General features: G+C 67.2%; 10 protein-coding genes. 8 read left to right on the top strand and 2 right to left on the bottom strand.

Features of this window, described 5'->3' with window-relative positions; genetic code table 11:
• The first annotated feature begins 15 nt into the window (after positions 1-15).
• The 4 genes from ACYQ78_RS12650 (at position 16) to ACYQ78_RS12635 (ending at position 3,725) form a co-directional block, all read left to right on the top strand.
• Complete coding sequence (locus ACYQ78_RS12650) at positions 16-414, top strand: hypothetical protein (RefSeq protein WP_459800986.1); 399 nt, start codon at positions 16-18, stop codon at positions 412-414.
• Positions 415-704: 290 nt separating this feature from the next.
• A complete protein-coding gene (locus ACYQ78_RS12645) occupies positions 705-2,036 on the top strand; it encodes an alpha/beta hydrolase (RefSeq protein ID WP_459800985.1) in 1,332 nt (443 codons plus the stop codon).
• Positions 2,036-2,491 carry a hypothetical protein gene (locus tag ACYQ78_RS12640; RefSeq protein ID WP_459800984.1) on the top strand — a complete coding sequence of 152 codons (456 nt, stop codon included), beginning with the start codon at positions 2,036-2,038 and terminating at the stop codon, positions 2,489-2,491. The genes ACYQ78_RS12645 and ACYQ78_RS12640 overlap by 1 nt, the downstream gene beginning before the upstream one ends.
• Before the next feature lie 103 nt (positions 2,492-2,594).
• Positions 2,595-3,725, top strand: a complete 1,131-nt coding sequence (locus ACYQ78_RS12635) for an acyltransferase family protein (RefSeq protein ID WP_459800983.1) — start codon at positions 2,595-2,597, stop codon at positions 3,723-3,725.
• Between the two features lie 396 nt (positions 3,726-4,121).
• On the opposite strand, the gene ACYQ78_RS12630 is transcribed toward ACYQ78_RS12635, so the two are convergent.
• Positions 4,122-6,197 carry a glycosyltransferase family protein gene (locus tag ACYQ78_RS12630; protein WP_459800982.1) on the bottom strand — a complete coding sequence of 692 codons (2,076 nt, stop codon included), beginning with the start codon at positions 6,195-6,197 and terminating at the stop codon, positions 4,122-4,124.
• 77 nt (positions 6,198-6,274) lie between these two features.
• Positions 6,275-7,417 carry a non-hydrolyzing UDP-N-acetylglucosamine 2-epimerase gene (gene wecB / locus ACYQ78_RS12625; protein WP_459800981.1) on the bottom strand — a complete coding sequence of 381 codons (1,143 nt, stop codon included), beginning with the start codon at positions 7,415-7,417 and terminating at the stop codon, positions 6,275-6,277.
• A gap of 119 nt (positions 7,418-7,536) precedes the next feature.
• Here wecB and ACYQ78_RS12620 point away from each other — a divergent pair, with 119 nt between their 5' ends.
• The 4 genes from ACYQ78_RS12620 to ACYQ78_RS12605 all read left to right on the top strand — a co-directional run bounded on the left by ACYQ78_RS12620 (position 7,537) and on the right by ACYQ78_RS12605 (position 13,467).
• Positions 7,537-9,132, top strand: a complete 1,596-nt coding sequence (locus tag ACYQ78_RS12620) for a glycosyltransferase family 4 protein (protein WP_459800980.1) — start codon at positions 7,537-7,539, stop codon at positions 9,130-9,132.
• Positions 9,133-9,237: 105 nt separating this feature from the next.
• Complete coding sequence (locus ACYQ78_RS12615) at positions 9,238-10,500, top strand: nucleotide sugar dehydrogenase (RefSeq protein ID WP_459800979.1); 1,263 nt, start codon at positions 9,238-9,240, stop codon at positions 10,498-10,500.
• Positions 10,501-10,513: 13 nt separating this feature from the next.
• Complete coding sequence (locus tag ACYQ78_RS12610) at positions 10,514-11,602, top strand: glycosyltransferase (RefSeq protein WP_459800978.1); 1,089 nt, start codon at positions 10,514-10,516, stop codon at positions 11,600-11,602.
• 47 nt (positions 11,603-11,649) lie between these two features.
• Positions 11,650-13,467, top strand: a complete 1,818-nt coding sequence (locus ACYQ78_RS12605) for a DUF4434 domain-containing protein (protein WP_459800977.1) — start codon at positions 11,650-11,652, stop codon at positions 13,465-13,467.
• The last annotated feature ends 8 nt before the right edge of the window (positions 13,468-13,475 follow it).

The raw sequence follows: 13,475 nt of genomic DNA, 5'->3' as shown, positions 1-13,475 counted from the left end.
ATGGGGGGATGCAATATGCCCACGGAAGAACCGATGATCGCCGAGGCGATCCGTGATCTGGACGCCGCACTCTCCCGCACCCTCCAGGCCGCCCGACTACCCGCAGACGTGAAGCGGGAGCAGGGGACACGTCTGTGCTACTCGGAGACCCGCCACATCGCCGACGTCGACATCGACGGAACCTCGGACGACCCCGCCGAGACGGTGGTCACCGTGCTGGCGTCGTGGCGTCGCGAGGGGCTGACAGTGCAGATCGACCGCACGACCGACCTTCAGTCGCCGCAGGCGACCGTCCGGGGACGGCTGACCGAGATGACGATCATGGGCTTCCCCGACCGCAAGGCGGTGTGGATATGGGGGAGCACCCACTGCCTGGAGGGCGAGGTACCCGAGAAGTGGCGCGATGTGCTCTGAGAACGCCTGACGGAACGAGCCTCGCTGAACTCGGGGAGTCGTGTCTCCTGCGCTGTGGCACACGGCAACGGCGACCTGCCGGTCGGTGGGGTTCGCGTGCTTGGTGATTGAACTCGGCGCTGGTGTGCGTCACTTGTGTAGGCGGCGCAAGGCGATGGCGAATTGCCTGGTTCTGGAGTCATTCGGTCCAGGACTTCTGAAGTCGAGACCGGAGGCTGTTGGTGTTCCACGTCTTATGGTTGCTCGTTATCGATGATAGCTGTGCGTGACTGTTCGTTTACCATCTGCTGGTGACCTTCTGTCTTGCGGATGCCACCTCGATGCGGCTGCTGGCCTCCCGTCTGGAGGAGGCGGCTCAAGAGATCACCCGCCTGCAGGGCGGTTCGGTGGCCGTCGGCCTGCCGATCACCGCTCCCGCCGAACTGGCCCACTATGAGCCCCACCTGCGGAGCATGGTCGAGTGGTGCCACGCTTCAGCGGCCGAGATCCGGAAACGGGCGATCATCGCGGCCCAAGCCGACCTCATCGGATGGAACCCGACCGGCGACAACACCGCCCGCGACACGCTGATGACAGCGGCGGCCGGCGGGTTCGACGAGGAACTCGCCGCCTTCGATGCGCTGGGCGACAAGGGCGACATCGCGGCGTTCTTCGCCGGGCTCACTCCCGGCCAGGCGTTGGCCGTGGCGCTGGCTCGTGCGTCGCAGGTGGGTGCCAGAGCGGGCGTTCCGCTCGAACTCCGCTTCACGGCGAACCGCCATCTTGTACGCCAGGCGCATGCTGAGGCCATCCGAGTAGGGGACAAGGCGGCGGCAGACAGGTACACGAGGCTCCTAAGCCCAGACCGGCAACTTCTGCTCTTCGATCCGCGTGGTCCAGGAAAGATCGCCGAGGTCAAGGGGGACCTCGCAACGGCGCGATCGGTCGGCATCATGGTTCCCGGTACGGGCAGCAACTTGGCGAACTATGAGGCGGGGTCGGTCAAGGACCTCAAAGCGGTCAACGAAGCCGTCGGCTTCTTCTCCGGTGGTGAGTCGGCCACGATCATGTGGATCGGCGCGGAACTGCCGCCCAATGTGGCCGCCGCCACTCTGAAGTCGTATGCCGACAGGGGTGCTCCAGAGCTGCGTGCCTTCGTCGAAGGGCTGAACCTGGGTGACGACGTCAAGACGACTCTCATCGGCCACTCATACGGGAGCACGTTGACGGGCCACGCAGTGCGAGCAGGTTTGAAGGCCGACAACCTTGTCGCTGTGGCTAGCCCAGGTTGGGGGGTCACATGGGCTGCGGAGTTGCAGGCGCCCAGGACGAGGTTGTTCGCGGTCAGGCATCCCGATGATGTCATCAGCATGGTTCCTCCGATCGACGACATCGCGATCGCCCTTGGCCAGATTCCCCCGACGACGGTCATGGGGCACGGTAGCGATCCGGTCTTCCTCGCAGGGGTCACTCGCATGTCGTCAGGAACTGACGATCAGTTTCTGCCTATCGGCGTCGACTTCGACGCTCACTCTGGCTACTTCGGAAGCAACGAAGCTGCTCGAACCGCGACAGGCAATGTCGCCAGGGTGATCGTCGGCTTGGAGCCCATCACCTATGACGAGGCGAGGGCGGAGCGGTGATGCGGCTGCTGGTTTCCATGGCAGTGCTCGCTCTCCTCGTCGGGGGCTGCGGGACGGACGCCACGGAAGGTCCGCTGATCAACGAGGGGCTGGCTGATCTCGAAAAGGCGCTGACTCGCACAGTCACAACGGAAGGTGTTGCCGGAGACCTCAGACAGTCCAAGGGGCCGTGGCCATGTCGCAGTGAGGGTGAAAGCGCCTACAGCCTGAACTACTACGGCAAGTCTGCCGACCCGAGAGCAGCTGTCAAGGCCGTCATCGCGCGATGGCGGCAAGAGAGATATCTGGTCGATTTCGATCGCGCTGACCATCCCGACCAACCGGAGGCAGGGGTTCGTGGCCGTCTTGTGGAACTGTCCGTCCACGGGTTCCTCGATCGCGGGACGGTGTGGATCGGGGGGAACACCGCCTGCCTCGAGGGGGACGTGCCTGAGATATGGCAGAACGTGCGGTGATTCTCGTTCACTTCTCTTCTCAAACGTTTCCCAGGAAGTGTTCGCCCAGAGTTTTTTGGTAGCTCCCTGGTCTGTTTCCTTCGGTGCCCGATAGCGTCCCGGGGTGGCAGCGGCAGTGACTTCTTCCAGCCCCCCGGTCGTCTCGCAGCGCGATCCCTTCCTCGACAACGCCAAGTTCTGGGCGATCGTCCTGGTGGTGTGCGGGCATCTGGTGGAGGATCTGCGCGACGTACCGTACGCGCACGCGCTCTACCTCTTCGTCTACACGTTCCACATGCCGCTGTTCATCACGATCAGCGGTTATCTGTCGCGGAACTTCACCCGGTTACGCGCCCAGAAGCTGGTCTCCACGCTGCTGGTGCCCTACGTCATCTTCGAGATCGCCTACTCGCTGCCGAGGCTCATCCTCTACGGCAAGTTCCAGCTCACCCTGCTCGACCCCTACTTCCTAACCTGGTTCCTGCTGTCGCTGTTCATCTGGCGCCTGTCGACGCCGGTCTGGTTCCAGGTCAAGTGGCCGCTGGCGGTCGCGGTGGGGATCTCGCTGATCAGCGGGGCTTCGGCGCTGCCGGACGAACTCTCCATGAACCGCACCCTCGGGCTGCTGCCCTTCTACGTCCTGGGCCTGGTGCTCACCCCGCAGCACTTCCAGTACCTGAAGAACAAGTGGGTCAGGATCACCGGGGCGTTCCTGCTGCTCGCCGGGATCGGGATCACGTTCCTGGTCCACTACGACGTGTCGACCGAGTGGATTCGCTGGCGGCACGCGTACACGCGGATCGGGGTCGACAACTTCACCGGGGCGGGCATCCGGCTGCTGATGCTGGTCATCGGTGCGGTCATGGTGGCGTCGTTCCTGTCGATCATCACGTCCAGGAAGACGTGGTTCACCGCGCTCGGTGGGCTGACCATCTACGCCTACCTGCTGCACGGCTTCGTGGTGAAGGTCCTCGACCGCTTCCACGACCAGCTCAACAACCCGATCGGCGTGGCCGTCCTCATCCTCTTCGGCGTCGCCCTGACGGCCATCCTCTGCACCCCGCCGTTCCGGGCACTCTTTCGGTGGGCGGTCGAGCCCAACCTCAAATGGGCCTTCAAAACCGACGGCAGCCGCCCCAACACCACGCCGCCCCCGCCGACGGCCGAACAGCCCCAACCCGTCGGCCCGAACGGCGGCGCAACCCAGCCCTGGCCGGACGAGCACCAGCCCCCATCAGGCCAGCCCCGCCACTGATCGGGAACGACACCTGCTCAGCATGAAGGACCTGGCCGAGCGGCGCGCGACCCAGGTCTGGCCGAACGAGTACCGCTCCCACCTGGCCAGACCAGGCTTTGAGCAGGAACGGCACCGCGTGGCCAAGCAACGAATACCCGCTGTCACTTGGCCAGACCCGGCACTGATGAGGAACGGCACCTGCTCAGAGTCAGGGGCCTGGCCGGACGGTGGTGCGGCCCAAGCCAGGCCAGACGAGCATCCGTCTTCTTTGGACAGACCCGGTTTTGGTTAGACCCGGTTTTGATCAGAAACGGTGCCTTCTCAGCATGCGGGAGCCAGCCAGACAGGGCCTCTGACGACAGAAAACGGCGCCTCTCCCTACAAGGGGAGGCGCCGTCTGGTCGTACCGGAAAATCAGATCATCACATGCTCGTCGGGGTGGCCGACGAAGGAGAAGACCGCGTTGCGGGTCAGCTTGTAGTCGGCGGCCTGCCACGTGTGCTGGGTCGCGTCCGAGCCGCGCATGTACACGAAGTTGAACCTGTCCGCCGAGTAGATGCGCACGCCGTCTTCCTTGAGCTTGCGCACCAACCGAGTGTCCTCGCCCGCGTTGACCGCCTCGAAGGCGTAGGTCCGCAGCAGGTCGGCCCTGGCGAGGATGGTCGCGCCCTGGACCAGGTGGGTGTAGCGGTTCTCCAGGCCCGGCAGGCGGAACACCGTCGTGTTGTTGTCGGGGAAATAGGTGTAGTGCGCGCCCTTCCCCGTCAGGTCGCAGTCGGCGAAGTCGAAGACGCGCACCAGGTCCCACAGGTAGTTGGGGCCGTAGAGGTTGTCGTCGTCCATCTTGGCGATGAGTTCGCCCTCGGCCTGGAGGATGCCGTGGTTGAGGACCTCCCCGAGCGTGAAGTGCGGGGGCGCGTGCAGGACCTTCACGGCGGGGATGCCGGCCGCCAGGGCCTTGTCGCGGACGACGTCGGCGTCCTCCGACAGGCCGTGCAGGACCAGGATCAGTTCGAGGTTGCGGTGCTTCTGGCGGGCGACCTGCGCGATGGCGTGTTCGAGCTGGCCCGCCCGGTTGGTGGGCAGCACCACCGAGACGCTGCGGGTGCGTTCGGCGACCGGGTGACCGAGGTCGCCGAGGATCTGGTCGACGCGGTGAGTGAACAGGTGCTTGTCGAAGACCTCGCGCAGCGCCAGCATGCCCTGCCGGGCGCGCAGTTCGGGGCTGTTGATGTAGTACAGCGCCCGGTTGTACGCCTCCTCCTGCGAGTGCGCGATCGGGATCAGCGGCCCGAACGTCTCCTCGATGGCGCGCGACCAGCCCGACAGGACCGTCGTGCCGCAGGCCGACAGCTCGAAGACGCGACGCGCGCACATGGTCGGTGAGTCGATCACCGAGTTCACGTTGAGGAAGACCTTGTACATCTTGTACGCCGCCAGCATCTGCTCATACGGCAGTTCGCCGACGATGTGGGGGCGGTACTCCTCGGGCCAGGCGTACTTGTCGGCCACGGAGGCGTTGCGGGCGAAGATGTGCAGGCCGAGCTCCCGGGTGGGAGCGATGACGGTCTCCATCTGCTCGCGGCGCTCGGGGTGCTTGTCGCGGAAGTACATGCCGCCGAAGACGACGTCGTACTTGCGGCCCCAGCGGGTCATGATCGGGTTGTGGATGCGCGGCTGCGCGGCGAACTGGAGCACGCCGACCCGGTCGTGGCCGAGGATCTCCCGATATTTCGGGATCATGTCGCCGTCGCACGTGTACACCTGGTCGAACAGCTTCGCCGTGTCGATGAAGAAGTCGAAGTTGGGCGGGTCTTCCTTGTTCCAGAAGACCGTCGGGATGCCCTCCGACCTGCACCAGTCGATCAGGTCGCGCAGTTCCTGCTTCGGCGCGTTGGTGCCGGTCATCTGGTAGCGCCAGCGGCCCTGGTTGCCGTGCCAGGCCGACTCGCAGAACAGCACGTCGGGGCGCTTCTCCAAGAAGATTTCGCGCCAGTCCTGGAGACCGAACTCGATCTGGTCCCATTCGTACTTGAACGCGAGGCGGGAGAAGTCGTCGAGGATGACCGCGACCTTGAGGTCGGGGCGGCTCTGGATCCCCTCGGGGTCGGGCCACTTCAGGTTCGGGATCTTGACCGTCGGGCCGCGCTTCTCGGCCTCGGCCTGGACGTCGAAGGCCGACGGAGGCGCCTTGGGCGCCCGGTTGCCCCGCCATGCCTTGCGCAGGTCGCCCGGCAGTTTGACGATCTTCTTGGGGTTGCTGCCGGCCTTGGTGATGGCCTCGCCCACCCGGTACTGGCGGCCGCTCTGGGTGGCCTTCGCCTTCCACAGGGCGTACTCCGCGCGCGCCTCCTGGTAGGCCAGGCGCGTCTCCAGTTCGCGGATCGTCTCCTCGTAGAACTCGACGGTGCGGCGGTCCTCGGGCAGCCAGTTGACCGGGCCGAGGCGCTGGAACTTCGGCTCGTCTGGGGTCTCGTCGGTCTCAGCCATGCCTCAGTCCCTGCTCGTCGTCTCAAGGGTCGATATCGTACGGCGCAGGCCGTGGTCATTTGGTGCGTTTGTCGGAGTTACTCCCCGACGGTGCTCCGCGCGGCGGGGGACAGGTTCTCGCCCTGGAGCCACGACGCGATCACCCGGGCGATGCGCGGACCGGCCTTGCCGTCCCACAGCATCGGCAGGTCACCCGACGGGGTCTTGGCACCGTCGGCCAGCGCGACAGTGGCCGCGGCGGGCAGTGACGCAGGGGTCACCAGGCGGTTGGTCCCGTGGGTCACGGTGATCGGGCGCTCGGTGTTGAGGCGCACGGTCAGGCACGGCACCTCCAGCATCGTGGTCTCCTCCTGCACGCCGCCCGAGTCGGTCACGACCAGCGCCGCGCCCCGGACCAGCGACAGGAAGTCGATGTAGCCGAGCGGGTCGATGATGCGCATCCGGGGGCCGTCGACCAGGCCGGCCTCGGCCAGGCGGGTGCGGCCACGCGGGTGCAGCGGCACGATGACCGGCACCTGCTCGGCGACGCCGAGCACCGCGTCGACCAGTTCCTTGGCGGCGGCGGGGTCGTCGACGTTGGCCGGGCGGTGCAGCGTGGCGACCGCGTAGGTGCCGCTGATGCCCAGGCGCTCCTGTACGGGGGCCGGGTCGAGCTTGGGCAGCGCGGAGAACAGGCTGTCGATCATCGGGTTGCCGACCAGGTGCACCTTGGAGGCGGGCACGCCCTCGTTGGCCAGGTAGGACAAAGCCTCCGGCGAGGTGGCGAACAGCAGCTCCGACAGGCTGTCGACCACGATGCGGTTGACCTCTTCGGGCATCGTGCGGTCGAACGAGCGCAGCCCGGCCTCGACGTGGGCCGTGGGCACCCCCAGCTTCGCGCAGACCAGGATCGCGGCGAGGGTCGAGTTGACGTCGCCGTACACGACCACCAGAGACGGCTTCTCCCGCTCGACGACCTCTTCGAGACCGACGAGGAGGGCGGCGGTCTGCTTCGCGTGGGAGCCGCTGCCGACACCCAGATTCGCGATCGGTTCGGGGAGCCCGAGGTCGGCGAAGAACACGTCGGACATGAGGGCGTCGTAGTGCTGCCCGGTGTGGACGATGCCCTGACGGATGCCCAGGTCGGCCAGTCCGTTGACCACCGGAGCGGCCTTGGGGAAGTTGGGCCGGGCACCCAGGACGTGCAGGACGAGGGTGTCCTGGAGACTCGATTCCCTCACTGACCTTGCCTTTCATCCATGATGGGGGCAAACGTTGCCTATGGTACGGTCACGCCGTGGTAGCTGAGGCCAACAAGCCCATTCCGGCAAAGGCCGCGAAGGCCAGTGCCCGAAGGTTCATGAAGGGGTTCGTCAAGAACCCGGTGACGACATCCCGGATCTTCGTGGGGAAGGTCGTGCAGGACCCTCTCCGGGTGGCGCACGCCGCCGCGGAGACCGTGCCGAAACCGCTTCGCCCCCTCGTGGGCAAGGTGGCCTGGCCGGTCGCGCGGGTCGCCAAGGTCACGATCCGCAAGATGTGGCGGCGGATGGCCAGAGTGCCCCTCAACGACTCCCGGGCCGTGTTCGACGCGGGTCACATGACCCAGGCGATCGACATGCTCAAGCCGCACGAGCGCTGGGTGTTCATCAAGCGGCGGCTGGCCCTCTACGAGGGCGAGCGCGGTGCGCTGATGGCCAACCCGATCCCGCCGAAGCCCAAGGTCATCATGGGCGAGCGGGTGCCGGGCCGGGCGCTGCACATCGTGACCAACGCGCTGCCGTTCACGCAGGCCGGTTACACCGTGCGGACCCACCGCATCGTGACCGCGCAGAAGGCCGCCGGTCTCGACCCCCACGTCGTGACCAGCTGGGGCTGGCCCGCCCTCCAGGGCTTCCCCGACGTCGAGCCCTACGAGGAGATCGACGGCATCCCCTACCGCCGGCTGCTGCCGAGCGGCCCGGACATCCCGATGGAGACCCGCGGCCGCATCACCCGGGGCGCCGAGGACATCACCGAGCTGGTCCGCCAGCTCCGGCCGCAGGTCCTGCACGCCGCCACCGACCACCGCAACGGTTCGGTCGCGATGGCCGTGCGCGAAAGAACCAACACCCCGTTCGTGTACGAGGTCCGCGGCTTCCTCGAAGAGACCTGGGCCAGCCGCGACCCCGCCCGCGTCGGCACCGAGCGCCACCGCCTCATGCGCGAGCGCGAGGCCACCATCATGAACTCCGCCGACGCCGTCGTGACGCTGGCCGAGACGATGGTCGGCGAGATCGTCGAGCGCGGCGTCCCGCGTGAGCGCATCTTCCTGGCGCCCAACGCCGTCGACGCCTCGCTGCTGAGCGCCGAGTACGACGGTGCGTCCCTGCGCCGCCAGTACGGCATCGGCGACCACGAGATCGTCATCGGCTCCGTGTCGTCGATCGTGGCCTACGAGGGCTTCGCGACGATGCTGTCGGCGGCCGCCCTGCTGAAGCAGTCGGGCACCCCCGTGAAGGTCCTGCTCGTCGGCGACGGCACCGAGCGCGAGAACCTGCTCGCCCAGGTGAACAAACTCGGTATAGGTGACATCGCGATCCTGCCCGGACGCGTCGGGCCCGACGAGGCCCTGCAGGCCCAGGCGGCGATCGACATCTTCATCTGCCCCCGCGAGGACCTGCGCGTATGCCGTCTGGTGACGCCGCTGAAGCCCGTTGAGGCGATGGCGCTGGGCAAGCCGGTCATCCTGAGCGACCTGCCCGCCCTCGCCGAGCTCATCGGTGGCGGCGAGCCGGGCGTCCTCGTCCAGGCCGGGAACCCGGAAGCCCTGGCCAGCGCCGTGGCGGAGCTCCGCGACGACCCCGAGCGCCGCCGCAAGATGGGCGCGGCGGGCCGGGAAGAGGTGGCCGCGAAGCGAACGTGGAGCAGCCTTGCGAACACGTATCGGGAAATTTACGAATCACTCGCCCGCTAGATAAATTCACCAAGGACGCCGGATGTGCAGCATCAGGCATCATTGGTGCCGACTTGAGATAGCCTTTGCGACCATGAAGTGTTCTCTCCACCCCCAGGCCGCGTCGTGAGCGAGATCGATCTCACGGTCATCGGGCTGGGCTACGTCGGCATGCCGCTGGCCAAGGAGGCCGTGGCGGCAGGTCTGAAGGTCGTCGGGCTCGACGTTGACGCGCGCAAGGTGGACGCGCTCAACGAAGGACGTTCGTACATCGACGACCTCACCGACGCCGACCTCGACAGCATGGTCGCGAACGGTTTCACCGCGACCCTCGACCCCACGGTGCTGGCCCGTTCCGCGGCCATCGTCATCTGCGTGCCCACCCCGCTCGACGACGACCACCGTCCCGACCTGTCGGCCGTCGAGGGCGCCACCCGCGCCGTCGCCGAGAACCTGACCGAGGGCACCCTCGTGGTCCTCGAATCGACGACCTGGCCCGGCACCACCGACGAGGTGGCCCGGCCGATCCTCGAGAAGTCCGGCCTCGTGGCCGGCGCCGACTTCCACCTGGCGTTCTCGCCCGAGCGCATCGACCCGGGCAACCCCAAGTTCGGCCTGCGCAACACCCCGAAGGTCGTCGGCGGCTACACCGCCGCGTGCCGCGACCGGGCGACCGCTTTCTACGCGCAGTTCGTCGAGCGGGTCGTGCCGGTCAGCGGAACGCGCGAGGCCGAGATGGCCAAGCTGCTGGAGAACACCTACCGCCACGTGAACATCGCGCTCGTCAACGAGATGGCGATCTTCTGTGACGAGCTCGGCGTGAACCTCTGGGAGTCCATCGAGGCCGCCGCTACCAAGCCGTTCGGGTTCCAGAAGTTCCTGCCGGGTCCCGGCGTGGGTGGTCACTGCATCCCCGTCGACCCGTCCTACCTGTCCTACGCCGTCCGCAAGCTGGGCTTCCCGTTCCGCTTCGTGGAGCTGGCGCAGGAGATCAACGAGCGGATGCCGTCCTACGTGGTCACCCGCGTGCAGCGGCTGCTGAACCGCGACAAGAAGGCCGTCAACGGCTCGAAGGTGCTGCTGCTCGGGGTCACCTACAAACCCGACATCGCCGACGAGCGGGAGACACCCGCGATACCGGTCGCAGAGGCTCTCATGGAGCTCGGCGCGATCGTCAGCTACGCCGACCCCTACGTCAAGGAGTGGTCGGTCGAGGGGAGCCCGGTGCCCCGCGAGGAGGATCTCGCGACGGCGGTCCGGGAGGCAGACGTCACGGTGCTGCTCCAGCAGCACTCGATGTTCGACCTGGAGCTGATCGAACAGCAGGGCCGCCTGGTGCTCGACACCCGCGGTGTGCTGGCGACCGGCGAACGCGTCGAGCGGCTGTAAGGGGGCCAGGCGCGTGCACGTGCTCGTCATGACGGTGGTGCATCACCCCGAGGATGCCCGGATCCTGCACCGGCAGATCCGCGCGCTCGTGGATGCAGGTCATGAGGTCACGTATGCCGCGCCCTATTCGGCGCGCGGGGTGGTGCCGCGATCCTGGGTGAACGGGGTCGACCTGCCCCGGGCGGCCGAGCGCCGGCGGATCACCGCCGTGCGGGCGGCGCGCAAGGTGTTCAAGAGCATGCGCGGCAAGGTCGACATGGCGCTCATCCACGACCCCGAGCTGCTGTTCGCGGTCGCCGGTGTGCGTCACCGGCCGATGGTGGTCTGGGACGTCCATGAAGACACCCCCGCCACGCTGTCGCTGAAGCCCTGGCTGCCCTCGTTCCTGCGTCCGCCGACCCGGTTCATGGCCCGCATGCTCGAAAGCTGGGCCGAGCGCAACTTCCACCTCCTGCTGGCCGAGACCGCCTACGCGGGCCGGTTCAGGGAGGCGCATCTGGTCGTACCGAACGAGACCTGGGTGCCCGACACGGTCTCGCCACCCGGCGACGACCGCGTGGTCTACCTGGGCTGGCTGTCGGAGGCCCGCGGTGTGCGCGAGGCCATCGAGGTCGGCCGCCTGCTGCGACCACATCGGGTGGTCGTCGAGCTCATCGGTTACGCCGATCCACAGTCTCGCCGCATGCTCGCGGCCGCCGTGGAAGAGGGCGCGCTCGAATGGCGCGACTTCATGCCCAACGACGAAGCCCTCAAGCGGCTCGACGGCGCCCTGGCCGGGCTGTCGCTGCTGCACGACGAACCCAACTATCGCCACTCGATGCCCACGAAGATCGTGGAGTACATGGCCCACGGCATCCCGGTCATCACCACCCCCTCACCTCGCGCGGTCGAGCTCATCGAGCGTTACCGCAGCGGCGTCGTGGTGCCGTGGAGCGACCCGGCGGCCGTCGCCAAGGCCGTGCTGGCCCTGCGCGACAACACCGAGGAGCGCCGCATGGCGGGCGCCCGAGGTTACGCCGCCGCCCGGGGCAACCACCACTGGCCCAACTCCGCGCGCCGCTTCGTCTCGCAGCTCGAGGCCTGGAACGGCGTCAAGCCGTAGTCTGCCGGTAGGAAAAAGCTCGCACGTCGATCGGATGAGGTGACGGTTTGCGCTGGCTTGCTCTGCTCCTTGGGATCGCGATCCTCGGGGGCGTGGCCACCGTGGTGATCGCACTCCAGGAGACGGAAGCGCCACACGCAGCCCGCATCGGCAGCACCTCTCCGTCCGAGCCCAGCCCAACCCCTTCGGAAGTCGGCTTCACCGACCCGTGTGGCACGTTCGACACGAACATGCGCACCCCCTACGCCATCACCGGCTACTGGATCATGCCGTCGGCCGACCGCTGCAACTGGCGCCGCCAGCTGGAGGAGATCCACCAGGTCGGCGGTGACACGGTCGTCCGCATCGGGTTCGGCCTGTCGCCGCGTTCGGTCGACTCCGAGGGCCGGATCCAGGAGGCGGAGCCCGACGACGAGGGCAAGTACAAGCCCGACGCGCGCTACGACTACTGCGTCGAAGACGGCCTGACCTGCTACCAGGCGGCCGAGCGCGACCTGAAGGCGGCCAATCCCGGCAATCGCATCTCGTGGTCGTTCGTGTTCCGCACCGACGAGTCGTACGGCGACCACGTGTTCCGCTGCCCCGGGATGGAACGGAAGATCGTCATCGGTGAGCGGGTGTTCTTCCGCCTGATCGCCGACGAAGACGGCTCCGACGACGCCACCTGCGACTTCGCCACGACGGGCAAGGGCTACCACCTGATCCTGGTGTCGGCCGGTGTGACCGACAGCCTCACCGAGCTGCTCGACCTGGGCGACCAGTTCGGCATCAAGGTCTTCCCTTCGCTGCCGCCGGCCCCGCGCGACCCGGCCGGCGTCACCCGCGCCAACCCACGCCACATCGGCACCCTCACCACGCTGACCCGCCGCATCCTGCAGGACTACGGCGCCCGCTTCGCCGGGCGTGAGTCGCTCGGCGGCGTCTACCAGCCGTTCGAGCTCGTCATCAGAGACTGGGCCGACCCCGAGAACGTGCCGACCCTGCAGGTGTACGCCGAACAGCACCGCATCGTCGAACAGACCCTGCCCGGCAAGCCGATCCTGGTCAGCCCCTACCTCGACGCCCGCAAGCGGGTCGACTTCACCTCCACACCGAAGCAGGTTGGCGAGGGCTTCAAGGCGCTGGCCCGCACGGGCGTCGGCATCATCGCGCCGCAGGACTCGCGCGGCACCGGCAAGGTCGGCCTGTTCTGGCCGAACTGGAAGAACCAGCCTGTGGACGACCGGCTGAAGCCGGTGGTGGGGGAGAGCACGTACAACACCGCCTATTGGGGCGCCACCCGTGACTACTACCGGGCGATGTTCGAGTCGCAGCAGGAACTGCGCGACGAGGAGGACATCGACGTCAAGCTCTGGGCCAACGTCGAGGCGTTCGAACCGTCGGCGACCGAGAAGTGCGGCACGCAGGGCACCCGCGGCAAGACCGACAAACCCCGTCTCGACACGGCGGTGACGCTGGTCGGGCCGTACGTGTCGAAGATCATTTCGTACATGTGGAGCGACTTCTTCACCTGCGGCACCCCCTCGCTGGCGCAGGACCTTGCGGCCGACTGGGATCGCCCGATCGCCATCCAGGCCATCAGGGAGAAGCGCGACATACAAGACGGCATCCAGATTCGCGGCTACCACCTGGAGAACGTGAAGGTGACGCTGAGCTGGGAGACGCTGGAGACGCCGCGCGTGGTCGACTCGCAGTCGGTCGGCTGGTACGACGGCCAGCCGCTGGCCGACTTACCACCCACTGTCGGGAAGGTGTGGATCCCGGTCGACTGGGAGAGCGTGCCTCCCGACACCTGGGTCCGGGTCGAGGTGACCGGTGCCGACGGCCGCAAGGCCGCCGAGCCGGTTTACTACCACAACGAGTGATCGCGACA

It is taken from the genome of Herbidospora sp. RD11066 (assembly GCF_054661255.1).
This window is presented reverse-complemented; position numbering and strand designations above follow the sequence as displayed.